This window comes from Halobaculum rubrum (genome assembly GCF_019880225.1).
Classification (GTDB): domain Archaea; phylum Halobacteriota; class Halobacteria; order Halobacteriales; family Haloferacaceae; genus Halobaculum; species Halobaculum rubrum.
Genome location: NZ_CP082284.1, coordinates 714,178 through 736,552, shown reverse-complemented (window position 1 = coordinate 736,552; position 22,375 = coordinate 714,178). Strand labels below are relative to the sequence as shown.

The following is a 22,375-nucleotide window of genomic DNA, read 5'->3' as shown; positions in this document are numbered from 1 at the left end:
GATGCCCATCTACACCGGCCGCGGCGACGAGGGGAAGACCGACCTCCGCGACATGTCGCGGGTGTCGAAGACCTCCCGTCGTATCGAGGCGTACGGCACCGTCGACGAGGCGAACGCGCTGATCGGCACGATCCGCCCGACGGGATACGACGACATCGACGAGATGCTGCGCGCCGTGCAAGACCACCTCCACGTCCTCCAGGCGGACTTCGCCAACCCCGACCCCGAGGAGGGGGATCCCGTCGTCCGCGAGGACCACACCGAACAGCTCGAGGACTGGATCGACGAACTGGACGAGGAACTGGAACCGCTCACGAGCTTCGTGCTCCCCTCCGGAAGCGAGGCCGGAGCGAAGCTCCATCACGCCCGCACGGTCGCGCGCCGCGCCGAGCGTCGGGCGGTCGAGCTCGCGGACGACGAGCCGGTCAACGCCGAGGCGGTGGCGTATCTCAACCGCCTGTCGGACGCGCTGTTCACCTTCGCGCGCGCCGTCAACGCTCGCGACGGCGTCCCCGAGGACGCCCCCGACTACGAGTAGCGGCGCCGTGGTTGTGGCGACCGCGGGCCGCGACCCCCACAAACGGTTTGTCCGTCGTCAGCCAAGGGACAGGCATGTCCAAGCACTTCGAGGACGCGCGATACTATCTCGGTCGTGCGGCGGACCACGCGAAGGAGGGGGTCAAAGAGGAGCTCGAACCGGTCGAAGAGCGGGTTCGCGAGATCGTGGGTCGCGAGAGGGAGCCGGAGCCCTCGCGGCTCGATCGCTTGGAGGCGGACCTGACGGACCTGTCGAGGAAGGCGGAGGGGGAGGCGAAGGAGGCGGTCCAGCAGGCCCGCGAGACGGTCGACGAGTACCGATCCGGGCGGAGTCGAGAGTAGCGCTGGCGCTCGGCGGTCGAAACACGGATCGCGAGCGAGCGGACCGAGCGCGCGTCGCGAGAGTGAGTCGGACCGCCCGACTCGACGGCGGCGCCCGGATCAGAACGTCGGCTCGTCGCCCATGTCGTCGTCGAGGGCGGCGGGGTCCTGTTGCTCGTCGACGGCGTCGGTGAAGAGGTCGCCGTCGGCCTCCCCCTCGGTGGCCTCGTCGCTTTCTACGTCGTACGCCTGCAGGCCGCGCGTGAGGAAGTCCTCGATGGCCTCCTTGCGGTTGAGGAACTCCCCCTGCTCGGCGAGGCGAGAGATCTCGCTGTCGATTCGGTCGGGCAGGTCGACTTCGATCTTCGTCACGCCCGCTGGTCCGTCGTCGGACGGGATTAATCCTCGGGTCGGTCCCGCCGGTCCCGCGGCGGACGACAAGCCTTAAGCGTTCGACCGGGGTACGTCGTGATGCGGGTTGGTGGTCTAGTCCGGTTATGACGGCTCCTTCACACGGAGCAGGTCGGCGGTTCGAATCCGCCCCAACCCACTCCTCTGCGGTCCACCGACGACGAGCGGCGCGAGGCGCGAACGGAAACGGGCGCCTCGATGTGAACGGGCCGGTCGTGCGGTCACGACGCCAGCGCGCTCTCGACTTCCGACCGCAACGTGTCCTCCTCGACCGGCTTGGTGACGTAGCCGTCGGCGCCCGCCTTCACCGCCTGCCGCATCTGGTCGCGCTGTTCGACGCTGGTGCACATCACGACACAGGTCCCGGGGTCGCGCTCCTTGATGTCGCTGGTCGCCTCGATGCCGTTCACCTCCGGCATCATGATGTCCATCGTGACCAGATCCGGCCGCGTCTCCTCGAACAGGGCGACCGCCTCCGAGCCGTTCTCGGCCTCCCCGACGATCTCGAAGTCGTCCTCGAGGATCCCTCGGATGAGCGTGCGCTGGAACCCGGAATCGTCCACGATGAGGATCCGTCTCGCCATGGCGGACACTCCGCCGTCCCGCAAATAAGCGTTCACCCGCCGGATCCGGGCGTGATAATCGGGACATTCGGGTTAAGTTGCTCTGTCGGGGACGCCCGGACACATGGGATCGCGGGAACCACGGAACGGAGCCGACGCGCGCGGCGATAGCGGTCGAACGACCGAGCCACGGGAGAACGCGGGGCGAGCGGACGACCGAACGGAACGGGGCGGAGAGTCGGGGACGCGGACGGACGGGGGCGTCGCGGACGCGGACGGGTCTCCCCCGGACGGATCGCCCGCCGGCGGACCGCCCGGCGGCTCGTCCGAATTCATGGTGGACGACGCCGACCGCCGCGGCGTCGACGGCGGCGAGTTGGCCGACCGACTCGGCCTCGACGACGCGGACATCGAGGCTCGCAAGCGATTCGGCCGGCTCTCACCGAGCGACGAGGAGACGCTTTCGTCGCTCGAACCGGTGTTGGAAGATCTCGCGCCGGAACTGGTCGACGAGTTCTACGACCACTTCACCGACCACGAGGAGACGAACGCCATCTTCGACCGGTCGAGCAAGGGGATCGAGGCGCTGAAGCGGACGCAACGACAGTACCTGACCGATCTCGGCGGCGGGAACTACGGCTCCGACTACTTTCGGCGACGCGCGCGGGTCGGGAAGCTTCACGAAATGCTCGACCTCGGTCCGCGGGTGTACTTCTCCGGATACAGTATCTACTACGAGGGGCTGATGGACGCGCTCGCCGACGAGGCTCGGGAGGCGGCCGGCGTCGAGGAGGACGCGCCCGGAGACGAGGCGCTCTCGCGGTTCACCGACCACCTGCTCCCGTTGTTGAAGCTGCTGTTGCTCGACCAGCAGGTCGCGATGGACACGTACATCGACTCCTACGCCGAGCAGATGGAAGCGGAGATCGACCGCCGTCGCGATCTCTCCGAGGAGGTCTCCCGGGAGGTCGAGGAGCCGCTCGATCAGATCGGCGACGCCGCCGGCGGCGTCGCCGAGAACGCGGACGAACTGGCGGAGTTGGCGGAGACGCAGGCCGAGCGGATGGGGAACGTCGAGGCCGAGGTGGGAACGCTCTCGGCGAACGTCGAGGAGGTGGCCGCCAGCGCCGAGCAGGTCGCACAGGTGTCCGGCGACGCCGAGACGCTCGCGGAGGAGGGCGTCGACGCCGCGGGCGACGCCCGGGATACGATGGAGGACATCGAGAACGCGACCGACGAGGTGACCGACGACCTCGACGACCTCCGCGAGCGCGTGGGCGAGATCGACGAAGTCGTGTCGGTCATCGACGGGATCGCGGACCAGACGAATCTGCTGGCGCTGAACGCGAACATCGAGGCCGCCCGCGCGGGCGAGGCGGGCGAGGGCTTCGCCGTCGTCGCCGACGAGGTGAAGAGCCTCGCCGAGGAGTCCCAACAGCGCGCCGGCGAGATCGAGTCGCTCGTCGAGAACATTCAGACCGGCGCCGAGGACACCGTCGAGAGTCTCGAACGGACCGAGGACCGCATCCAGGACGGCGTCGCCCGCGTCGACGAGGCGATGGAGCGTCTCGACAGGATCGCCGAGGCGATCCGGGAGGCGGCCTCCGGCGTCGAGGAAGTCGCGCGCGCGGCCGACTCGCAGGCGTCGACGACCGAGGAGGTCGCCTCGCTGGTCGAGGAAGCCAGCACCGAAGCGGCCGCGGTCCGCCGGAACGTCGAGGAGATCGCCGAGGCGGCCGACGAGCAGCGCGACCGCCTCGACCGCGTCAGCGACTCCGTCGGCCAACTCACGGACTGATCCGACCGCCGATACGGAAAGCTTAGTAACTCAACCGGCCTGTGTTATTACATGGGCGTCGTCAGCGTCTCGATGCCGGACAGCCTCGTCGACCGGATCGACGAGTTCACCGAGGAACACGGCTACACCGGTCGCAGCGAGTTCCTCCGGGAGGCCGCCAGGGACCTCCTCGGGGAGTTCGAGGACCGCAAGCTCGAGGACCGCGAGCTGATGGGCATCGTCACCGTCGTGTTCGACTACGAGGGGACCAACGTTGAAGAGCGCATGATGCAACTGCGCCACGAGCACGAGAACATCGTCGCTTCGAACTTCCACAGCCACGTCGGCGACCACAACTGCATGGAGCTGTTCATCCTGGAGGGGAACCTGGAGCAGATCTCGACGTTCGTCGGGAAGATCCGCGCGACGACCGACACCAAGACGGTCGACTACTCGGTCACGCCCATCGGCGACGACGAGGGCATCGTCTGATCGATCGGTCCGGCAGCGGGGCGGACGATTGCGGACTCCGTTAATAACCGCTATCGACGGCGGCCCGCCCCAGCGCTCGTCACCGAACTGACCCGAACACGATACTGCCGTCCTGTCGAGTGATCCTCGCAGGGGGTCTCGCCACGAACTGGTCGCCGTCGGCCGATCGAACTGCGAGTATTGATACCTGTCCGCACACCTCCAGTCGATGGGATCCGAACCAAGCTTCAATACAAGGGGGATCGTACCCACGTAATGGAGTTATGGATATCTCAGACATCGCCGTGCCGGAGTTCGTAGAGGTGGACGCGGGCAAACGACTCGGAAAGATCCGCTCCATCTTCGACCGCGAGAACCCGAAGGGTATCATCGTGATGGAGGACGGCGAGTACGCGGGCGTCATCGGCGAGCGCGAGCTGATCAACTCGCGCGTCGACGACGACACGAGGGCGGCGGCGCTGATGACGTCGGCCCCGGAGGTAGCCCGTACCGAGGACGTGCGCGAGGTCGCGCGCGTCCTCGTCGAGGGTAACGTCAAGATCGCGCCCGTCTACGAGGGCGAGCGGCTGTACGGCATCATCACCGTCGACGCCATCCTCGCCGCGGTCCTCGACAACCTCGACGCGCTGACGGTCGAGGACATCTACACCGCCGACGTCGTCACCGTCCTCGAGGACGCCCACGTCGGTCAGGCGATCAACCGCCTGCGCGAGAACGGTATCTCGCGGCTCCCGGTCGTCAACGAGAACGGCCGCCTGGGGGGTATCCTCACGACCCACGACATCGTGGACTTCGTCGTCCGCGACGACGACCGACAGACGCGCGGCGACCGCAGCGGCGACATCGACCGCATGCTCGACCTGCCGGTGTACGACATGATGTCCTCGCCGGTGCACACCGTCACCGCGGACGAGTCGGTTCGCGAGGCTGTCGAGCTGATGATGGACAACGACATCAGCGGTCTGGTCGTCACGCCCGAGGAGCGCGACGACCTGGTCGCGGGCGTGCTCACGAAGACCGACGTGCTCCGCGCGCTCACCTTCACCGAGGAGGACGCGATGGACGTGCAGGTGACGAACGTCGCCCTGCTCGACACGCTCTCGCGTGAGGACATCCGCAACTCGATCGGGCAGGTCGCGGAGAAGTACAAGGAGATGCGCGTGGTTCACGCGCACGTCCGCTTCCACGAGCACAAAGAGAAGCTCCGCGGCACGCCGCTCATCCAGGCGCAGATCCGCCTGCGCACCACGCACGGCCAGGTCGCCGGCTCGGGCGAGGGGTACGGCGCCGAGCACGCCTTCCACGTCGCGCTCGACAAACTGGAGCGCAACGTCCTCGAGGTGAAAGGCGTCACCGCCGACGAGCGCTACCGCGGCCAGCTCCTCCGGAAGCTCGGCGAGCTGTAAGCGGGAGCGCTCCCGACACGCACACCCAGCACGGCGAATCGGCGGCGGCGTGATCGTCGCCGCCGCTCGGGGTTCGGTCTCGCGTTCTCCGACGGCCCGCGCGCTCGCGCTAGCGACCGAACAGCCGCGTCAGCGTCCCGTTCGACGACTCGTCGTCGATCCCGGCTTCCGCACGGAACCGCGCGATCGCGTCGTCGCCGACGCCGCCGGCGTCGAGGCGGAGCGTGTCGGCGTCGCCCTCGGTGTCGACGACGACCTCCCGGCCGCGGGTGGCCGCGTAGACGCCCAACAGCGCCGCCCCGAGCAACAGCGAGAGCGCGCCGGCGACCCGGAGCGCGTCGTCGACGAGCGAGAGCGCCGAGAGCACGCCGCCGATCATCGAGAGGAGCCCGCCGACGCCGGTCGCGCCGGCGGCGTCGGGCATCGACGCGCCCATCGAATCGAACGACACGACGGATCCGCCCAGAACCATCGCCAGACCGCCGACGACGGTGTACGCGATGGGACGGACGAGCCAGTCGGTCGCGGTCGACGACGGCGACACGTCGGTCACGTTGACGCGCTGGACCGCGCGCAGGGTCGCCCGCTCGTCGGCCGCGGGAGTGTGTGCGAGCACGCGGTGGGTCGTCGCGACGAGGCGGCCGTCGGCGACGGGGAGGCTCGCGCGGACCTCCTCGCCGGCGTACAACAGCGGCTCGATCCGGGCGGTGTCCGGGGTCGGGTCGGCGTCGTCGCTCGCCGCGGTTCCCGGGGTCGCGTCGTCGCTCGCGGCGTCGTGGGTCGCGACGGGGGTGCCGGATCCGTCGTCGCCACCGTCGCCGCTGGCGGACTCACGTGTCGAACCGAGAGAATCGGGGTCCTCGAGCGGCGACGGCTCGGCGGGCGAGACGACGGTGTCGGCGTCGCCGGCGCCGTCGTCGCCGGGCTGAACGCCGGCGTCGTTCGGCCGGTCGTGGTCGTCGTCACCGTCGTCCCCGAGATCGAAGCCGCCCATCGGGCCCCTACTGGCCGGCGAGCTTCTCGGCGATGCGCCGGGCGCCCTCGGCGGCCGCGAGGTCGGGCTCGTCGGGAACGACCACGTTCACGTCGCGGTCGAGCTCCGCACAGAGCCGACGCTCGAACTCCTCGGCGAGGCCGGGGATGCACGCCATCCCGCCGGTGACGGCGATGTCGTTGTTCAGCGAGAGCTGGTACACCTTCATGTAGTCGTTGGCGAGCTCCGGCAGGAACTCGTTGGCGACCTCGTTCACGGCGGCGTCGAGGTACCAGTCGAGGGCGTCGACGACGCTGTCCTCGATGGTGTACTCGTGGGAGCCGCCGCCGGGCTGCTGGATCACGTCCGAGAACGGCTCGAAGTTCCCGACGTTCCCGTGCTCCTCCTTGTACTCGCGGGCGGTCGTCAGGTCGACGTGGACGCGCCCCTGCGTCTCCTCCTCGACGTTGGCGACGATCCGCCGATCGACGTCGTTGCCGGTCACCGAGCCGGTGGAGAACGGGACGAGCTGGTCGCCGCGGCGGTACGCGCACGCCTCGAGGTTCGTCGACCCCATGTTCACCGAGATGAACACGTCGTCGACGGCCTCGACCCCGGCGCCCATCGCGGGGATGGCGCCGCACAGCGACTCGGGGTACGCGCGCATCGTGTGGGCGCCGATGTCCGAGGACTCGATGACCTCGGTGAGGTTCTCGAGGCCGGCGTCGTTGTCCATCGTCGGGATGGCGTACACGACCGCCGAGTCGGAGGGAACGCCGTTGGCCGAGAGCAGCTCCCGGAAGAACCGGCCGGCGAGCTCCGCGCGCTCGTCGTCCTCCGGAAGTCCGGAGCGGAGCATATACTGGACCCGGTCGGGGTACTCTGCGGCGGCCTGCTCCCCGAACAGGGCCTTCTCCTCCCCCGTGATCGCGTCCTCGTACAGCGCGAGACACGTGAGCGTTCGCACCGTCGTGAGCTCGTCGCTGTCGGCGTCCTCGGGGTACCGAAGCACGGTTCGCGTGGAGCCGAGCTTCACGCCGATGGGGGTTGGGTTGCTGGACTCGAAACTGTCGTCGTCTGCGGGTTCGGATTCTGCTGCCATGGTTATCGGAGCGCGGCGAGGCGGGCGACGAACAGCAGGCTCGTGCGGTGATGGTCGACGGAGATCCGAGAGCCGTCGGTGTCGTCGAAGGCCTCGAGGTACGCCGCGAGGGCGTCCTCGACGGACTCGTCGAGCCACTCCACGTCCCGATAGAAGGCGAGCGCCTCGCGGGCGCGTTCGCGCCCGCCGACGCCGACGAGGTAGCGTAACCAGTCGAGCACGAGTCGGGTCCCGACCACCGAGTCGGGAAGACTCGGCAGGTAGGGCCTACTCGTGCCGCCGGCCGCCGCCTGAAGGAGGAAGGCGTCTTCCACCTGCGCCGCCCGCACGCGCGCGTCCGCTCGACCGAGGTAATCGTCCGGCTGTGTCCACCGGGCGGGTTCCTCGTCGGCGTGCGTCGGCGCCGCCGCTCCCGTCAACGCTCGCAACTCCTTCGGGTCGTAATCGCTCGGTCTGAGCATGTCCTGGTTCGTCCGCACTCCCTGTGCCGCTGCTACCACCTATCCGGAAACGGCGTAAATATGTGCCCCCCTGAATATCACGGCTGAAACCGAACGCGGGGGCAAGCGGCCGCGGTCGACGCTTCGGCCGTCAGGTGTCCGCGAGGGTGAACTCGACGCGCTCCGTCTCGCCGCCCTGCGTCGTCCGGCCCTGGACGGTCACCTCGCCGATCGCGTCGGTGTTCTCGACGTGGGTGCCGGCGCAGGCGGTGCGGTCGAACGGGTCGTCCGCGTCGCCTGCTCGCGGGTCGGTCTGTTCACGGGTCGCTTCACTCCCCGTTCGCTTCGAGGCCTCACTTCGTTCGGCCTCGCTCCCCTCCCCGCTCGCGTTCCCCGGGCCGCTCCGCGTCCCGCCGACCTCCACGATCCGAAGCTCCGTGATCGAACTCGGGAGCAGGTCGATCCGCGTGCGCTCGGCGTCGAGTTCCGCCTCGGCGACCTCGCGGTCCATCGTGTAGTGGCGCACGGGGAGCCCGTCGTCGACGAGGGCGTTCATGCGCGCCTCGACGTCGGCGAGGTCGGCCTCGGAGAACTTCGGGTACTCGGCGTCGAGGCGCGCGCGGTCGGCGTACAGCTGGTTCCCGACCGTCCGGGCGTCGAACTCGTCGAGGAGGACCGCCGAGAGGAGGTGCTGGGCGGTGTGATACCGCATGTGGGCGTGTCGACGATCCCAGTCGAGGACGCCACGGACGCGAGCGCCCGCGGGCGGCGCCGCGCCGTCGAGGTGATGGTACACCGTGTCCGCCTTCTCCACGTCGGTGACGGCGAACTCGGTGCCGACCGCGTCGTCACCGTCCGCGTCGACGCCGGCGTCGCTATCGGTGTCGCCGCCGTCCCCGTCCGCGCCGTCAGCACCGCCGCCGGCGTCGACCACCCGGAGCGTTCCCGTGTCGTTGGGTTGGCCGCCGCCGGTCGGGTAGAAGTGCGTCCGGTCGAGGACGACGCGCTCGTCGAGCGACCGCTCGACGGTCGCCGCGAACTCGCCGACGGTGCTGTCCGCGAGATACAGCTGATCGGTCACGCCCGGACGTGGGCGACGGGTGCACTTAGCGGTTCGCGACGCGGCGGTCTCGACCGACGGACCACTGACATCCGCGGTCCGGGGGCGACCGCCTCGGTCCGGTTCGCCGAGTCCGGCCTGTCGTAACGACTAAGGACGGAACAGGCCGTATCGTTCCGTAATGAGAACGACATTCGTTTCTTCCCAACTCGATCCGTCAAGGGGGTGGCCGCAGTGGGCGTCGAAATAAAGGGCTCGCGCGTCACCGCCGAGGAGGTCGCGGACATGGAGCACTTCGTCCGCGAGTACCTCGCCGCGTCCGTCGAAAGCGAGGACGACGGCGGCCGGATGCGGTGGTACCCGTGGCACTCCGCGGAGTACCGCTTCAACCACATCCTGAACGTCGTCGAGATCGCCGAGACGATCGCCGCCAAGGAGGGCGCCGACACCGACGTGGTGCGGGTGGCCGCGCTGTTTCATGACGTGTCGAAGCTGGAGGCGGAGCAGGACGTCCACGCCGAGGAGGGCGCCCGCGTCGCCCGGCAGTACCTCGAGACGCACGGCGACTACCCCGAGTCGTTCGTCGCGGAGGTGTGCTCGGCCGTCGAGGACCACTCCTACCAGGGGCCGCTGTCCGACCTCCCGCTGGAGACGCGGTGTCTCATCGAGGCGGACCTGCTCGACAAGGTCGGCGCGAACGGCACCACGCTCATGATCCTCCGGATGGGCTACGAGGCGCGCACCCACATGGACGCCGCCGAGATGGTCCAGCGCGTGCTGGAGCGCGGCCGCGAGCACGCCTCGCGCGTCGAGAGCGACACCGCCGAGTCCATCGCCCACGAGCGCATCAAGCGCGTGAAGTGGTTCCGCGAGTGGCTGGAAGACGAGGTGCGCGAGATGAGTCACGACCGCGAGTTCGACGAGATCTGACGCCGAGAGTGACGCCCGGGCGACCGCGTCGCCGCCGCGTCCGCGGTGAGCAGCAGTCGCGTCCCGGTCGCAGGCGGCGTCGCCGCCGGCTTACAGCGTGTCGAGCACGCCGAGCACGCGCTCCTCGGCCTCCCGGCCGGGGTCGTGTTCGCTCCCGTCGCGGTCGCTCTCGCGGTGCTCGGCGACGGTCCGCTCCATCGCCTCGGCGAGCGGCGTCGACTCCCACCCGAGCGCGGCCAGCTTGGTCGTGTCGAGCACGTGCGGGTACTCGCGGTAGAGGACGAAGTCGTCCGCCGCCAGATCGGCGGCCGCGAGTTCGCGACCGCCCGCGTGGACGACCTCCACGTCGGTATCGGCGGCCTCGGCGATCAGGTCGACCATCTCCTCCATCGTGACCAGCGTGCGGTCGCCGACGTTGTACGCCTCGCCGGGCTCGCCCTTCTCGGCGACGATCCGCAGGGCGCTCGCCACGTCCTCGGCGTACGCGCGGTGCCAGAGGTTCTGGCCGTCGCCGGGGACGACCACGCGATCGTGATTCAGCACGCGGTCGACCCAGTAGTCGAGCCGCTCGGTGTAGTCGTGGGGGCCGTAGACGATGCACGGGCGGACGCTCATCGCGTTGACGCCCTCCTCGGCGGCCGCGGCGATCGCGCGGTCGCCCTCGGCTTTGCGCGGGCCGTACGACTCGTGGGAGTCGTCGGTCGCCTGCTCGTCGGTGCACGCACACAGTTCGGTCTCGCCCTCGCGTTTGGGGATCTCCTCGACGCCGTAGGCCGACCCCGAGGAGATGTACACGTAGCCGTCCACGTCGGCGAACACGTCGGTGGCGACGCGCACGTCCTCGGGGTAGTAGGCGACGCAGTCGATCACGATGTCCGGCGTGACGGAGAGCGCCGCCGCCTTCAGGTCGGTGTCGTTCCGGCGGTCGCCCTCGACGTGATCGACGCCCTCGACGTCCGAGAACGGGTTCTCGTGGTTCCCGCGGTTGACGATCGTGACCTCGTAGCCGTTGTCGAGCAGGTCCTCGACGACGTGTCGCCCGATGAACCGGGTGCCGCCGACGACGAGCGCGGTGTCTGCCATACGCGGGGCCTCGCGGGCGGCGGCCGAAAACCTCGCGGTCCCCCGGCGGGATCGCCGGTTCGTCGCGGTCGGTGGGTGCGGGTGAACGCGCGACGCTATTCGTCGTCCTCGCCGCTCCCGTCGCGCAGGGCCGCGATCACCGCCTCCTCGGTTGCCCGGTCGAGCGATTCCTCGGGACCGCTGACGCCCGCATCGACGTGCGCCCGCGCCGTCTCGGCGACGTACGCCGCCGGCGGCGTCGACTCCCATCCCAGCGCCGCGAGCTTCCCGGTCGACACCAGCATCGGCTCGGGCGTGTACAGCGGGAACCCGCCCGGGTCCACGTCGTGGGCGGCGAGCTCCCGTTCGCTCGCGTGCACCGGCGTCACGTCCGTGTCGAGGGCGTCGGCGATCAGCTCCAGCGAACGATCGAGGGAGTACGCCGACCGGTCGGCGGCGTTGTACGCCTCGCCGGGCTCGCCCTCCTCGGCGACGAGCAGGAGCGCCCGGGCGAGGTCCTCCACGTACACGCGGTGGAGCAACGATCCGCCATCACCGGGGACGAGCACCTCGTCGTGTTCGGCGACACGGTCCACCCAATAGCCGAAGCGCTCGGTGTAGTCGTGGGGCCCCTGAACGAGCATCGGCCGGACGGCCATCGCCTCGACGCCCGCCTCGGCGGCGGCGAAGACGACGCGGTCGCCCTCGGCCTTGCGCGGGCCGTAGGTTCCGGCGTCGTCGTCCTCCTCCTGCTCGGGCTCGCAGGGGTGCAGTTCTGTCTTATCCTCGCGCATCGGCACGTCCCCCGGGACGTACGCCGACCCGGAGGAGACGTACACGTACCGTGCGTCGGCGAACACGTCGGTCGCCTCGCGTACCTCGCCGGGGTGGAGGGCGACGAAGTCGACGACGACGTCGGGGTCGACCGCATCGCGGGCGGCTTCGAGGTCCTCGCGGACGGTCCGGTCGCCTGTCCGGTTACTCACGCCCTCCCGATCCGCGAACGGGTCGGCGTGTTCGCCGCGTGTGACGGTCGTGACGTCGTATCCGGCGTCGAGGAACGCCTCGACGGTGTGCCGGCCGATGAACCGGGTGCCGCCGACGAACAGCGCGGTGTCGTAGCTGGGCATGTGCTCGCGTGCGCGAGAACAGTGAAAGTCGTTCGCCTCCCGGCGGTTGGGGAGCGAGCGGGTCAGCCGCGGGGGCGTCCCGGACGGCCGAGTCGACCCCTCAGATGATCGAGTTCCAGATCGGCTCGATGACGAAGAACAGCGCCTGGTAGCCGGCGTACGCGATCACCAGCACCGAGGCGACGATCGCGCTGTTGGGCTTGTCCATCTCCAGGTCGTTCCGGGCCTCGACGCGGCGGGACTCGTACTCGAAGAAGTCCGAGATGACCATCCCGAGGACGAGCACGGACAGCACCATCCCGCCGTGCGGCTCGACGATCATGAACGCGAACGACAGCACGATGAGCAGGACGTTCACGGTCTCGTGGGGGAGATACCGGCTCAGAGCTTCGTCGTCGTCTCCCTCGGCGGCCGCGCGCTCGAAGCTCCGCTGTGCGAGCAGCCGGGTGACCACGTTCACGAGCACGACAACGAGGATGACGTACGGCAACACCCCCGCCACGGACTCCAGCGCCCCGAGGGGGACGAGGAACTCCAGCGGTGACGGTAACATAGGGGGAAATCGGTCCACGACTCATTAGAAGCTTTCCAATCCCGTGCGGGGGTGAGCCGGGGCGAACCGAGGCGACGGGAACGGGATGGGGGAGAGGTCGATCCGAGAGCCGCCCCGAAGGCCGAACCCCCAGACTGGGTCAGCGTCGCGCCCGTGACGAGACGGCCGACGGCGGCACTCGAACGAACGGAACGCGGCCGTCGACCGCGATCCGGATGTCGACCTCGGGGGCGACGACGCCGGCGGCCTCGCCGTCGAGGATCAACTCCACGTCGCAGTCGTCGCGCTCGACGCGCACCACCGCCTCGTCGTCGAGCACCCACGTGTCGGCGGTCGTCGCGAACGGCGAGACGGGGACAACCGACAGGCCGGTTCCCGGCGCGAGCACGGAGCCGCCGGCGGCGCGCGCGTAGCCGCTCGACCCGGCGGGCGTCGCGACGACGACGCCGTCCGACCGGACCCGAGCGATCGGTTCGCCGTCGTCGCCCTCGCTGACGGCGTACTCCGAGATTCGCGCCGGTTCGGCCGTCATCAGCGTCGCGTCCAACGCCGCCCGAGCTCGACGGTCGCCGTCGACGGTCACCGAGAGCGTCGCCCGCGACTCCGTCCGCCCGCGCCCGTCGGCCAGCGCGGCCAGCGCGGCCTCCGCGTCGACCCGGCGAACGGCGTGTCGCCCGTCGCCGGCGTCGACCGGGAGGACCGGCGCGGACGGCTCTCCGAGAGCGGTCTCGACGAGCGCGCGCTCGCCCAGGGTGACGACCGCGTCCGGGTCGGCGTCGCCGGCGACGACCGCGCCGCCGGCGGCCTCGACCGCCTCGCGGAGGCTGCCGTCGTCGCCCGCCAGCGCCGCGCGGAACTCGGTCATGGTGCCGGAGGTTGACCGGGGGCCGACTTAACGAACGGGGTATCGCCCGCGGGAACGGCGTTCCCGGCTATCGCTCCCCCGATCGCGTGTCCCTATTCGACAACGATTCCGTCGTCGTCGTACGGCCAGTCGCCGATCACCTTCATCCCGGTCGCCTTGTCCTCCGCCTCCAGCGCGGCGGCGATCTCGCTCGGCTCGCGGCGGGCCACGTCGGTGTCGGCGTCGGCCAGATCCGCGACGAGCGCGGTCAGGAGGATCGCCTGCTCGCGGAGGTTGCGCGGCTCCAGCTTCTCCAGGGTGTCGGCCTCGGTGTGTCCCCAGCCGCGCCCGCGCCCCTCGGTCTCGCCGGAGACCATGTAGCCCGGGACCCCGTGGATCACGAACGGCCAGTGATCGCTGTGGGGGACCTGCTTCTCGCTGGTCGATACCGGGTGGTCGAAGCGGTCCGAGAGGCGCTCGGCGGCGGCGGTCAGGTCGTCGAAGCCGTGCGTCGACAGCGACAGCGTCCGGCCGAAGACGTTGGAGTCGACGTTGACGATCGCCTCGATCGCGTCGCGGTCGGCGCGCTCGGCCTCGACGCCGGAGCCGACGAGACCGACCTCCTCGGCGCCGTAGGCGACGAACCGGACCCGGGTGTCCAGTTCGTCCTCTATCCCCGCGAGCGCGTTCGCGACCTCGACGATCGTGGCGGTTCCGGCGCCGTTGTCCATCGCGCCCTCCGCGATGTCGTGGGCGTCGACGTGCGAGGAGACGAGGACCTCTTCGTCGGTGTCGGGACCGAGCTCGGCCATCGCGTTCCCGCTGGTGGCCTCGGGCGTCTCGCAGTCGACGTCGACGGTGACGGCGTCGCCCGCCGCGCGCCGGGCGAGCCTGGCGCCGACCTCCGCGCTCACGCCGACGGCGGGGATATCGCCGATCGGCTCGTCGTCGGTGCCGACCGAGCCGGTCGGCGGGAGACACCCCTCCACGTGGTTGCGGAAGACGAACGCGGCGGCGCCGTGGTCGACGGCGTAGTAGTACTTCTCCGTACGGTGGACGAAGCGGTCGAAGTCGTCGGGCGTGTCCGAGGACACCATCACGACGTTGCCCTCGACGTCGCCATCCTCGAAGTCCGAGGGAAGTCCGTGGCCCAGGTCGACGAACTCGCCCGACACCTCGCCGGCGGGCGAGCGCGGCAGCGCGATGCAGTGTTCGGGCCGGCCGTCGGCATCGATGGCAGCCTCGCCCCGAACCCACCCCTGTAGCCCGAACTCGTCGATCCGTGCGTCGCGACAGCCCGCCTCGGCGAGGGCGTCGCGGACGAGTTCGAGCCCCTCGCGCTCGCCGGGCTGGCCCGCCATGCGGTTGCCAACGTCCACGAGGCTCTCCAGGAGGGCCCACCCCGCGTCGCTCGTGAACACGTCGCCGATCCAGTCGGTTCGCTCGGAGAGATCCGTCACGCTCGTCCGGTTCGCGGGTTCGACCAAAGAGGTTCGGGACGCGGCCGCGGGGACCGGAACTCATCGACGGTGCGGCAGTACTTCCGCGACGTGCTATCGGGCGACGCGGACGAACTCGTAGGCGTACACCCAGTTGAGCAGCACGTACGTGACGACGCCCAGCGAGAGCGAGACGATCCACGTGCCCGCGGCGATCCGGCCGACGCGCTTGTGGGGGGTCTCGGTGCGGAGTTCCTCGGGCGTGTGGGTCGCCCCGAGGACGAGCGCGTACAGGACGACCGGCACCGTCACCACCGACAGGAGGATGTGGATCGCGAGCATCGCGAGGTACGCGACCTCGACGGCGCCGGCGTACGCGCCGAGGAACGCGGTCTCCCGGATGATGATGTGTTTCTCGCCCGGGCCGCCGCCGACCTTCGCGAGGTACATGACGAGGAACACCATGATCAGGCCGAACGAGGCGCTCATCGCGGCGGCGTGCTTTCGCACCTCGCCCGCGCGGATCCAGCGCCACCCGAGCACGAGCAGCGCGGTCGTCACGGTGTTGACCGCGGCGATGGCGTGGCTCAGGAGGTTCACCTCGCCTTGCGTGAGCGACGGGAACACCGAGTCGGGGACGACGCCCGCGAACGTTCCGATGACGAGCGCGTAGCCGACGGCCGACACCACGGCGACCGTGGCGCGCGGGTACTCTTTCACGGTGCCGAGCGGGCCGCTCGCGTCCGCTGTTGCCATTGGGCGCGTTTGGGGCGGCGCCGACTTGCGTCTTCGGGTTCGGGCGCCGGCGTCGACCTCGTCGATCGACACGGGCGGGCTTTTGTGGCCCCGACCGTCACCGGCGCCCATGGTCACTGACGCCTCTCGCGCCGTCGTCGACGACGCGATCGCTCGCCTGCGCGAGGAGTGGGGCGATTGCCCGCTCGCGGAGCCCCACTGGGAGGTGACGCCCGCCGAGTGGGAGCGGGACCGGGAACGCTTCGCCGCCGACACCCTCGGCGGAGCCGGTGCATGGGTCCGCCGCGACGACGGCGCCGCACTGATGGTCAGGCACGAGGGCGAGTCGGCGTGGTCGGAACCCGGCGGGAAGGACGAACCGGGGGAGTCGATCGCGGAGGCAGCCGTTCGGGAGACGCGCGAGGAGGCGGGCGTCGAGGTCGACCTCCGCGGGCTGGTGATGCTCCATCGCGTCGCCGTCGACGCCCCCGACAGGCCGACCCTGTTCCGGCTGATCGCCACCTTCGACGCCGACTACGTCGCCGGCGATCCAGAACCCCGGGAGGGCGAGATCGCGGCGGTCCGCTGGGTCCACGACCGTCCGGACGACCTCATGTACCCGGAGGTGGCGGAGTACCCGCTGTGATCCGACCCCGGGGAAAAGCCTACACTCGCGGACGCGGACTCGACTGGTGTGTTTTCCCTCCCACCGGTGTCGTCGCCGGCGGTTCCCTCCGTGCTGTCGACCGCGCTGTCGTGGGCGGGCGACTGGTGGGAACTGTGGGCGCTCATCGCGGTCGGCTTCCTCGGGGTTCGCCTCGCCCCGGCGCTCGTCTTCCGGGCAGAGCGCCCGGCGGCGCTTCCCGAGGAGGCCGCCCGCGCGGTCGAGCGCGCCGGCGTCCCGGCCGACCGCGTCGGCGTCCTCGGACGCGACGGACGGGTTGTCGCGTACGCCGCGGGGCTGACGGCCGGTCACGGTCGGGTGTTCGTCTCGACCGGGCTGTTGCGCGAACTCGACTCCGAGGGCGTCGCGGCGGTCGTACGACACGAGTACGCACACCTCGCCAGAGGGCACGTTCCCCTCAGGGTCGGGATCCCCTGCGCGTACGCCGTCGCGTGGGCCGTCGATGCGACGCTGTTCGGACGCGCGGGACTGGTCGCTGGCGCGGTCCTCGCGGTCCCGCTTGCGTACCTCTCGGTGCGGGTCGCGCGCTGGACCGAGTACGACGCCGACGCGGTCGCCGCCGGCGGCGCGGGCGACGACTTTCGCGACGCGCTCGCCAGGCTCGCCGCCGGTGGTCACCTCGGTCGGACGGCCCCGGCAGGGGGTCGCCTCCGTCGGCTGCTCGCGTCGCTGTCGATGCACCCGCCGCTCGGCGAGCGGCTGCGGCGCCTCGACGAGCGACCGGACGGTGCGAGGAGCGCTCACCCGTCCGACGGGCCGCCGACGCGCGCGGCTCGCGGAGACGACTGAGAGACGACCGAGTCGCGAGAACCGCCGTTCCTCGCGATCGATCGCAGACCTTAGATAACGCCGGTGAACGTGGCGACTTCGACCGCCGCGTCCTCGTTGACGCCGTCGCCGAGGATGGTGTAGCGGTCGCGGATCGTGTGTGCGGTCGTGAGCGCCTCGATCACGGTCTCGTCGTCGATGCCGAGTTCGGTCGCGGTCGTCGGGGCGCCGATCGCCTCCAGCGCGTCGCGAATGGCGCGCCACTGGCCGTTCTCGCCGGTGTGGAGGAACTCCGTGAGGATGGACCCGACGCCGACCTGGTGGCCGTGGAGCCCGGGGGACTCGGCGATCCGGTCGAGCTGGTGGGAGAACAGATGCTCGGCGCCGGAGGCCGGCCGCGAGGAGCCGGCGATCGACATGGCGACGCCCGAGGAGACGAGCGCCTTCGAGACGATCCACGAGGACTCCTCGAGGCCCTGTTTGATCGAGTCGGCGCTGTCGACGAGCATCTCGGCGGTCATCTCCGAGAGCGCGCCCGCGTACTCGCTGTACTCGACGTTCTTCAGCCGGCGCGCCAGCCGCCAGTCCTTGACGGCGGTGTAGTTCGAGATGATGTCGGCGCAGCCGGCGGTGGTGAGCTCCCACGGCGCGTTCGCCATGATCTCCGTGTCCGCGATGACCGCGAGCGGCGGATCCGCGGCGACGGAGTGGCGCGTGTCGCCCTCGGGGATCGACGATCGGCCGGAGACGATCCCGTCGTGGCTCGCGGCGGTGGGAACCGAGACGAACCCGACGCCCAGTTCGTCGGCGGCCATCTTCGCGAGGTCGATCGGCTTGCCGCCGCCCAGCGCGACGAGGAACGTCGCGCCGGCGGCCTCGGCAGCTTCGACGATCTCCGCGACGGCGCCGAAACTCGCGGAGTCGACCGTGACGGTCTCGACGCCGTCGAACTGCGCGCGCAGTCGGTCGCCGGCGAGGTCGTTCGGCGTCGGCGAGGTGACGAGCAGGGGCGTGCCGGCGAGCGACAGCTCCGCGACGGCCGTCCCCACGTCGTCGAGCACGCCGTGCCCGACGAGGACGTTCCGCGGGAGCTTGATCCACGTCGACTTCTCGAACATAGCCGCTGGTTCCGCGTGGGGATGTAAAGGGGTTGCCGTGTCGCCGAGCCGTCCGGACCGACTGCGCGAACGGCCAGCACGAACGGCCGGGGCGAACGACTGCCGAGGCGAGCGTTTATGTGCGGAAACGGGACCATCGTCGCCGATGCGGTGACAACTGACCCGGCGCGTCAGCGGGTGTGCGACCACGCGCGTCGGGACCGGATCGGTCGCCTGTTCGCCCCGAACTCCGCCCAGCACCGGCACCGGTGTCGGCTCCGGCGTCGAAACCGGTTCCGACGGGTCACACCAGCGGACCGAGGGTCCGAGCCGCGTCGAACAGGAAGGCGACGCCGAAGCCGCCGAGCAACAGCGCAGACAGCGCGGCGACGACCGGTGCGAGCGCCTCGACGCGCCGCTTGGCGGCGACGAGCGCGCCCGGAAAGCCGGCTATCCACAGCCCGATACCGCCGAAGAAGCCGATCAACAGTGCGGGGCTTCCGGTCTCGACGACGAGCGTTCCCGCGAGCTCCGTCACGTCGGCGGCGCCGAACACGTCGATCTCCCCGGGTTCGAGCAGTCCGACGCCGACGGTGAGCCAGAACAGCACCTGGTAGGGGTTCGCCAGCGCCAGCGCCAGCGCCTTCCGGAACCCCGCCGACTCCTCGTCGACCAGATCGGCGTCGACATCGAGGAAGGAGCCGCGGATCTCCCGGGCCGCGCCGTACGCGTAGTACAGCATGAGCACGCCGCCGACGCCGACCATGAGGCCCTTGACGAGCGGCGCGTCGTTCAGGAACCCGACGATGCCGACGAGCGACAGCACGAAGAAGATCGCGTCGGCGGTCGCCGCGCCGAGGCCGGCCCGGAAGCCGGCGGTCCACCCGCGGAGAACGCTCTCCTCGGCGATGACGGCGTTCATCGGTCCCGGCGGCGCGGCCAGCGCGAGGCCGAACACGACGCCGGCGACCAGTGAGGCGACGACTGACACGTTCGGTGCCGAGGCACGCTGCCGTGAATAACGCCCCGGTTCGCGTTCAGCCCATCCCGCACCGTCGCCGCCGCTGTCACACCAGTGCCAGCACGGCCGCCGACACGGCACCGACGACCGTCTCCCAGATCGAGAACCCGGTCGCCAGCGCCAACACCGTGTCGAGCCCGAAGAACGCGAACAGCGCCGCGCCGGCGAGGTGCGCCTTCCGGACGTCGAAGCGGTGGCTGAACCGGTGGAAGAGATAGGCGTTCGCGAGGCTCACCGGGAGGATGACCGCCATCTCGCCGAACCAGATGGCGGAGGTCGCCCCGTACTGCGCGGCGAGGCTGATCGTCACCAGTTGGGTCTTGTCGCCGAACTCCCCGGCTGCCATCATCGAGAAGATGGAGAGGAAGCTCCCGAGCCGGCCGGAGATCTCGTGGCCGAAGACGTTCACCGTCCCGTCGATCCCGGGGAGCACCTGCCCACCGTCCGGCTCCGTGGAGGGCAGTCCCTCGCCGCTGTCGGGCGCCGACCGGAGGAGCAGCACGGCGAACGCGAGGAACATCACGGCGGTGAACCCGTCCAGGAGCGTCGGCGATACCACCGACTGCAGCGCGGCGCCGAACCAGATCTCCAGCGCCGTCCACCCGGCGAACGCCGTTCCCGCCGCGGCGACGACGACCGCCGGGCGATACCGCGTCGACAGCCCGGCGATGATGAACTGGACCTTCTCGCCGGGTAGCACCGCCAGCTGTGCGACCGCCGCGACGACGACGATCTCCCAGAAGCTCACGCACCTCCCACCCCGGCGTCAGTCGCCACGGCGTCGGCCGCGCCGTCGACCGACCGGACCCGAACGGATGCGGCGATCGCCTCCGGAAGGCTCTGTTCGCGGCCGGAGTCGTCGTCGACAGCGTCGTCAGTAGTGGCTGCGTCTGCTCCCTCGCTATCCGGCAGTATCTCGACGGTCACCATTCCGAACGGCGCGATGTCTCGCACTTCGATAGTCGTCTCGGGCGTGATGCCCGCGCGGTCGAGGTACTCCAGTTCCTCGCCGTCGCGGTCGCTGACGCGCGCGATGACGACCCGGTCGCCGACGGCGACGTCGGTGAGCGGGCGGGCGTCGTCGTCGCCCGGTGGTTCGAGATCTTCCCCCGGAATCGGGTCGCCGTGCGGATCGACGGCGGGGTCGCCCAGCGTCGCGGCCACGCGGCGCTCGAACTCCTCGCTGATGTGGTGTTCGAGCGCGTCGGCCTCGTCGTGGACCTCGCTCCACGAGTAGTCGAGGTGTTCGGCGAGGTACGCCTCCAGCAGGCGGTGATGCCGGATCACCTCCAGTGCGACGGTTCGTCCCTCCTCGGTCAGCTCCGTCCCCTTGTACTTCTCGCGCTCGACGAGTCCGCGTTCCTCGAGCGTCTCCAGCATGCTCGTCACCGTCGGGGGCGTCTTCCCGACGCGCTCGGCGATGGCCGAGGTCGACACCGGCGGCCCGTTCTCGGTTTGGAGCACGTAGATGGCCTTCAGGTAGTCCTCCATCACGTCGCTCAGCATCGGTTGGGGAGAATTAGACGGGTCTAACGGAAATACTTCCCGGCTCGAACACTACCAGAGCGGCGTCGGGTGGGGACCCGCCGCCCAGTCAGATCCCCTTGCCCATCAGGTGACTCCGGAGCACGTCGGGCGTCTTCACGCCAGCGTCCGGGTTGACGACGACGACCTCGTCGTCGCCCCCGAAGGTGCCGGATTCGGCGAGTCGCCACGCCCCCGCGAGGGCGACGCCGCCGGCGCCGCCGACTTCGATGACCTCCGTCTGCGCGACGGTGACGGCGCTCTCCAGCGCGTCGTCGTCCTCGACGGCGAGCGCGTCGCCGTCCACGTCGCGCAGCGCCGCGAGCGCGAGGTCGCCGCCAGCCGGGTCCTCGATCTCCAGCTCGCCGACGATGGTGTCGGGACCGGCCCACGCCTCGACCGCGTCGGCGCCGGACTCGAACGCGGTCGCGATCGGCGCGCAGCCGGCGGGCTGCACGGCGTACACGTCCGGGACCTCCTGAGCGAGCCCGAGGTCGACGAGGTCCTCGAACCCCCGAACGACGCCGACAACGAGTTCGCCCGTGCTCGCGGGGAGGACGACCGCGTCGGGGAGGGAGGCGGCGGCGTCCCCGCCGGCGACCGCGTCAAGCAACTCGTAGGCGATCGTCTTCGCCCCGTCGTGACGGTACGGCGTCGTGAACTCCTGCAGCGAGTGGTACTCCGCGGCCAACTGGTCGTCGACCGCGTCGGCGGCGTCGCCGTAGCGCCCGCCGACGACGCGCATCTCGCCGCCGTGGACGTTCACCATCGCCTTGTTGGAGAACGCGGTTCTGGAAGGGACGAACGCGTACGAGCGCAGGTCGGTGCGCCCGGCGTAGGCGGCCGCCGACTGGCCGGCGTTGCCGGCGGCCGCGAGCGCGAGCGGTTCCAGCCCCCGCTCGCCGGCCGCAGTCACCGCGAGGCTCATCCCGCGGTCGAGGACGGTTCCGGTCGGATTGCGACTCTCGTCTTTCACGTACGCGGCGGCGACGCCGAGCTCGTCGGCGAGGCGGTCCGTCCGCACGAGGGGCGTGTCGCCCTCGCCGGCGGTGATCGCGGTCTCCGCCGGGAACGGCAGGAGGTCGTCGAAGCGGTACTGTCCCGGTCCGCGGTCCCCGCGGTCGCCGAAGGAACCGGCCTCGACCGCGTCGAGGTCGTACGTCGGCGACAGCGGCGCCCCGCAGTCGGGACAGCGGCCGTGCTCGTCGACGCCGAACGACTCCCCGCAGTCGGTGCACGACAGGCCGTCGAACGCGTCCGTCGTCTGCATTCGTCCGCGATTGGGGCCGCCGCCGCATGGATGTGCTGGTTCGAGACCGGCTCCGGGTACGATCGGTGACGGGGCGCAGACGCAACTACGGACGATCCGGTGACGCAACCACGGACGATCCGGCGACGCAACCACGGACGATCCGGTGACGCAACCACGGACGATCCGGCGACGCAACCACGGATGATCCGGCGACGCGACCGAATACGCCTTTGTGTCGCGCGATCCAAGCGCC

The 22,375-nt window shown here is 70.4% G+C and carries 25 protein-coding genes and 1 tRNA gene; 9 read left to right on the top strand and 17 right to left on the bottom strand.

Annotated elements, in window-relative coordinates; genetic code table 11:
* The first annotated feature begins 1 nt into the window (after position 1).
* Both K6T25_RS03845 and K6T25_RS03840 read left to right on the top strand, forming a co-directional pair.
* Positions 2 to 538, top strand: coding sequence for a cob(I)yrinic acid a,c-diamide adenosyltransferase (locus K6T25_RS03845; RefSeq protein WP_222916641.1), 537 nt, complete (start codon positions 2 to 4; stop codon positions 536 to 538).
* 74 nt (positions 539 to 612) lie between these two features.
* Positions 613 to 879 carry a DUF7553 family protein gene (locus K6T25_RS03840; protein WP_222916640.1) on the top strand — a complete coding sequence of 89 codons (267 nt, stop codon included), beginning with the start codon at positions 613 to 615 and terminating at the stop codon, positions 877 to 879.
* Between the two features lie 99 nt (positions 880 to 978).
* Here K6T25_RS03840 and K6T25_RS03835 read toward each other — a convergent pair whose 3' ends face one another.
* The gene (locus K6T25_RS03835) at positions 979 to 1,230 is read right to left on the bottom strand and encodes a DUF7120 family protein (RefSeq protein WP_222916638.1); all 252 of its coding nucleotides are present in this window, start codon (positions 1,228 to 1,230) and stop codon (positions 979 to 981) included.
* 103 nt (positions 1,231 to 1,333) lie between these two features.
* Between K6T25_RS03835 and K6T25_RS03830 the strand changes: the two genes are divergently transcribed.
* Positions 1,334 to 1,408: transfer RNA gene (locus tag K6T25_RS03830), tRNA-Val, on the top strand.
* Positions 1,409 to 1,490: 82 nt separating this feature from the next.
* On the opposite strand, the gene K6T25_RS03825 is transcribed toward K6T25_RS03830, so the two are convergent.
* Entirely contained in the window at positions 1,491 to 1,853 is a 363-nt protein-coding gene (locus K6T25_RS03825) for a response regulator (RefSeq protein ID WP_222916636.1), read from the bottom strand.
* 313 nt (positions 1,854 to 2,166) lie between these two features.
* Between K6T25_RS03825 and K6T25_RS03820 the strand changes: the two genes are divergently transcribed.
* The 3 genes from K6T25_RS03820 to K6T25_RS03810 all read left to right on the top strand — a co-directional run bounded on the left by K6T25_RS03820 (position 2,167) and on the right by K6T25_RS03810 (position 5,507).
* Positions 2,167 to 3,630 (top strand): globin-coupled sensor protein, encoded by a 1,464-nt coding sequence (locus tag K6T25_RS03820; protein WP_222916634.1) that lies wholly within the window; start codon positions 2,167 to 2,169, stop codon positions 3,628 to 3,630.
* Positions 3,631 to 3,681: 51 nt separating this feature from the next.
* A complete protein-coding gene (nikR, locus tag K6T25_RS03815; protein ID WP_222916632.1) occupies positions 3,682 to 4,101 on the top strand; it encodes a nickel-responsive transcriptional regulator NikR in 420 nt (139 codons plus the stop codon).
* 263 nt (positions 4,102 to 4,364) lie between these two features.
* Positions 4,365 to 5,507: a CBS domain-containing protein gene (locus K6T25_RS03810; protein WP_222916630.1), complete on the top strand. Its 1,143-nt coding sequence runs from the start codon at positions 4,365 to 4,367 to the stop codon at positions 5,505 to 5,507.
* Positions 5,508 to 5,616: 109 nt separating this feature from the next.
* On the opposite strand, the gene K6T25_RS03805 is transcribed toward K6T25_RS03810, so the two are convergent.
* The 4 genes from K6T25_RS03805 to K6T25_RS03790 form a co-directional block, all read right to left on the bottom strand.
* Positions 5,617 to 6,501, bottom strand: a complete 885-nt coding sequence (locus tag K6T25_RS03805) for a hypothetical protein (protein ID WP_222916628.1) — start codon at positions 6,499 to 6,501, stop codon at positions 5,617 to 5,619.
* Between the two features lie 7 nt (positions 6,502 to 6,508).
* On the bottom strand, positions 6,509 to 7,582 hold the full coding sequence (locus K6T25_RS03800) for an actin-like salactin (RefSeq protein ID WP_222916626.1): 1,074 nt from the start codon (positions 7,580 to 7,582) through the stop codon (positions 6,509 to 6,511).
* 2 nt (positions 7,583 to 7,584) lie between these two features.
* Complete coding sequence (locus K6T25_RS03795; RefSeq protein ID WP_222916624.1) at positions 7,585 to 8,043, bottom strand: FlaD/FlaE family flagellar protein; 459 nt, start codon at positions 8,041 to 8,043, stop codon at positions 7,585 to 7,587.
* Between the two features lie 130 nt (positions 8,044 to 8,173).
* Positions 8,174 to 9,103, bottom strand: coding sequence for an alanyl-tRNA editing protein (locus K6T25_RS03790; RefSeq protein WP_222916622.1), 930 nt, complete (start codon positions 9,101 to 9,103; stop codon positions 8,174 to 8,176).
* Between the two features lie 213 nt (positions 9,104 to 9,316).
* Between K6T25_RS03790 and K6T25_RS03785 the strand changes: the two genes are divergently transcribed.
* Positions 9,317 to 10,012, top strand: coding sequence for an HD domain-containing protein (locus K6T25_RS03785; protein ID WP_222916620.1), 696 nt, complete (start codon positions 9,317 to 9,319; stop codon positions 10,010 to 10,012).
* A 90-nt stretch (positions 10,013 to 10,102) separates the two neighbouring features.
* Here the strand turns inward: K6T25_RS03785 and K6T25_RS03780 are convergent, their stop codons facing one another.
* From K6T25_RS03780 to K6T25_RS03755, 6 genes are all read right to left on the bottom strand, one after another.
* Positions 10,103 to 11,095, bottom strand: a complete 993-nt coding sequence (locus tag K6T25_RS03780) for an NAD-dependent epimerase/dehydratase family protein (protein WP_222916618.1) — start codon at positions 11,093 to 11,095, stop codon at positions 10,103 to 10,105.
* Positions 11,096 to 11,190: 95 nt separating this feature from the next.
* Positions 11,191 to 12,204: an NAD-dependent epimerase/dehydratase family protein gene (locus K6T25_RS03775; RefSeq protein ID WP_222916616.1), complete on the bottom strand. Its 1,014-nt coding sequence runs from the start codon at positions 12,202 to 12,204 to the stop codon at positions 11,191 to 11,193.
* A gap of 100 nt (positions 12,205 to 12,304) precedes the next feature.
* Positions 12,305 to 12,757: a DUF7313 family protein gene (locus K6T25_RS03770; RefSeq protein WP_222916614.1), complete on the bottom strand. Its 453-nt coding sequence runs from the start codon at positions 12,755 to 12,757 to the stop codon at positions 12,305 to 12,307.
* 139 nt (positions 12,758 to 12,896) lie between these two features.
* Entirely contained in the window at positions 12,897 to 13,622 is a 726-nt protein-coding gene (locus tag K6T25_RS03765; protein ID WP_222916612.1) for an NAD(+)/NADH kinase, read from the bottom strand.
* A gap of 92 nt (positions 13,623 to 13,714) precedes the next feature.
* On the bottom strand, positions 13,715 to 15,061 hold the full coding sequence (locus K6T25_RS03760) for a M28 family peptidase (RefSeq protein ID WP_225917799.1): 1,347 nt from the start codon (positions 15,059 to 15,061) through the stop codon (positions 13,715 to 13,717).
* 93 nt (positions 15,062 to 15,154) lie between these two features.
* A complete protein-coding gene (locus tag K6T25_RS03755) occupies positions 15,155 to 15,796 on the bottom strand; it encodes a DUF420 domain-containing protein (protein WP_222916610.1) in 642 nt (213 codons plus the stop codon).
* Between the two features lie 109 nt (positions 15,797 to 15,905).
* On the opposite strand from K6T25_RS03755, the gene K6T25_RS03750 reads away from it, so the two are divergent.
* Both K6T25_RS03750 and K6T25_RS03745 read left to right on the top strand, forming a co-directional pair.
* Positions 15,906 to 16,421, top strand: coding sequence for an NUDIX domain-containing protein (locus K6T25_RS03750; RefSeq protein ID WP_222916608.1), 516 nt, complete (start codon positions 15,906 to 15,908; stop codon positions 16,419 to 16,421).
* 48 nt (positions 16,422 to 16,469) lie between these two features.
* A complete protein-coding gene (locus K6T25_RS03745) occupies positions 16,470 to 17,249 on the top strand; it encodes a M48 family metallopeptidase (protein WP_222916606.1) in 780 nt (259 codons plus the stop codon).
* A gap of 50 nt (positions 17,250 to 17,299) precedes the next feature.
* Here the strand turns inward: K6T25_RS03745 and K6T25_RS03740 are convergent, their stop codons facing one another.
* The 5 genes from K6T25_RS03740 to K6T25_RS03720 all read right to left on the bottom strand — a co-directional run bounded on the left by K6T25_RS03740 (position 17,300) and on the right by K6T25_RS03720 (position 22,140).
* Positions 17,300 to 18,346, bottom strand: a complete 1,047-nt coding sequence (locus K6T25_RS03740; protein WP_222916604.1) for an NAD(P)-dependent glycerol-1-phosphate dehydrogenase — start codon at positions 18,344 to 18,346, stop codon at positions 17,300 to 17,302.
* Positions 18,347 to 18,629: 283 nt separating this feature from the next.
* Positions 18,630 to 19,316 carry a LysE family transporter gene (locus tag K6T25_RS03735; protein WP_222916602.1) on the bottom strand — a complete coding sequence of 229 codons (687 nt, stop codon included), beginning with the start codon at positions 19,314 to 19,316 and terminating at the stop codon, positions 18,630 to 18,632.
* A 76-nt stretch (positions 19,317 to 19,392) separates the two neighbouring features.
* Positions 19,393 to 20,094, bottom strand: coding sequence for a TMEM165/GDT1 family protein (locus tag K6T25_RS03730; protein WP_222916600.1), 702 nt, complete (start codon positions 20,092 to 20,094; stop codon positions 19,393 to 19,395).
* Positions 20,091 to 20,852: a metal-dependent transcriptional regulator gene (locus K6T25_RS03725; RefSeq protein ID WP_222916598.1), complete on the bottom strand. Its 762-nt coding sequence runs from the start codon at positions 20,850 to 20,852 to the stop codon at positions 20,091 to 20,093. The genes K6T25_RS03730 and K6T25_RS03725 overlap by 4 nt, the downstream gene beginning before the upstream one ends.
* A gap of 88 nt (positions 20,853 to 20,940) precedes the next feature.
* Positions 20,941 to 22,140, bottom strand: a complete 1,200-nt coding sequence (locus tag K6T25_RS03720; protein WP_222916596.1) for a threonine synthase — start codon at positions 22,138 to 22,140, stop codon at positions 20,941 to 20,943.
* Positions 22,141 to 22,375 lie beyond the last annotated feature (235 nt).

Bases quoted from the DNA above. Each gene is read 5' to 3' on its own strand.
- K6T25_RS03845 (WP_222916641.1), top strand. From the start codon at position 2: ATGCCCATCTACACCGGCCGCGGCGACGAGGGGAAGACCGACCTCCGC.
- K6T25_RS03840 (WP_222916640.1), top strand. From the start codon at position 613: ATGTCCAAGCACTTCGAGGACGCGCGATACTATCTCGGTCGTGCGGCG.
- K6T25_RS03825 (WP_222916636.1), bottom strand. From the start codon at position 1,853: ATGGCGAGACGGATCCTCATCGTGGACGATTCCGGGTTCCAGCGCACG.
- K6T25_RS03820 (WP_222916634.1), top strand. From the start codon at position 2,167: ATGGTGGACGACGCCGACCGCCGCGGCGTCGACGGCGGCGAGTTGGCC.
- nikR (WP_222916632.1), top strand. From the start codon at position 3,682: ATGGGCGTCGTCAGCGTCTCGATGCCGGACAGCCTCGTCGACCGGATC.
- K6T25_RS03810 (WP_222916630.1), top strand. From the start codon at position 4,365: ATGGATATCTCAGACATCGCCGTGCCGGAGTTCGTAGAGGTGGACGCG.
- K6T25_RS03805 (WP_222916628.1), bottom strand. From the start codon at position 6,501: ATGGGCGGCTTCGATCTCGGGGACGACGGTGACGACGACCACGACCGG.
- K6T25_RS03800 (WP_222916626.1), bottom strand. From the start codon at position 7,582: ATGGCAGCAGAATCCGAACCCGCAGACGACGACAGTTTCGAGTCCAGC.
- K6T25_RS03795 (WP_222916624.1), bottom strand. From the start codon at position 8,043: ATGCTCAGACCGAGCGATTACGACCCGAAGGAGTTGCGAGCGTTGACG.
- K6T25_RS03780 (WP_222916618.1), bottom strand. From the start codon at position 11,095: ATGGCAGACACCGCGCTCGTCGTCGGCGGCACCCGGTTCATCGGGCGA.
- K6T25_RS03775 (WP_222916616.1), bottom strand. From the start codon at position 12,204: ATGCCCAGCTACGACACCGCGCTGTTCGTCGGCGGCACCCGGTTCATC.
- K6T25_RS03770 (WP_222916614.1), bottom strand. From the start codon at position 12,757: ATGTTACCGTCACCGCTGGAGTTCCTCGTCCCCCTCGGGGCGCTGGAG.
- K6T25_RS03765 (WP_222916612.1), bottom strand. From the start codon at position 13,622: ATGACCGAGTTCCGCGCGGCGCTGGCGGGCGACGACGGCAGCCTCCGC.
- K6T25_RS03755 (WP_222916610.1), bottom strand. From the start codon at position 15,796: ATGGCAACAGCGGACGCGAGCGGCCCGCTCGGCACCGTGAAAGAGTAC.
- K6T25_RS03750 (WP_222916608.1), top strand. From the start codon at position 15,906: ATGGTCACTGACGCCTCTCGCGCCGTCGTCGACGACGCGATCGCTCGC.
- K6T25_RS03740 (WP_222916604.1), bottom strand. From the start codon at position 18,346: ATGTTCGAGAAGTCGACGTGGATCAAGCTCCCGCGGAACGTCCTCGTC.
- K6T25_RS03725 (WP_222916598.1), bottom strand. From the start codon at position 20,852: ATGCTGAGCGACGTGATGGAGGACTACCTGAAGGCCATCTACGTGCTC.
- K6T25_RS03720 (WP_222916596.1), bottom strand. From the start codon at position 22,140: ATGCAGACGACGGACGCGTTCGACGGCCTGTCGTGCACCGACTGCGGG.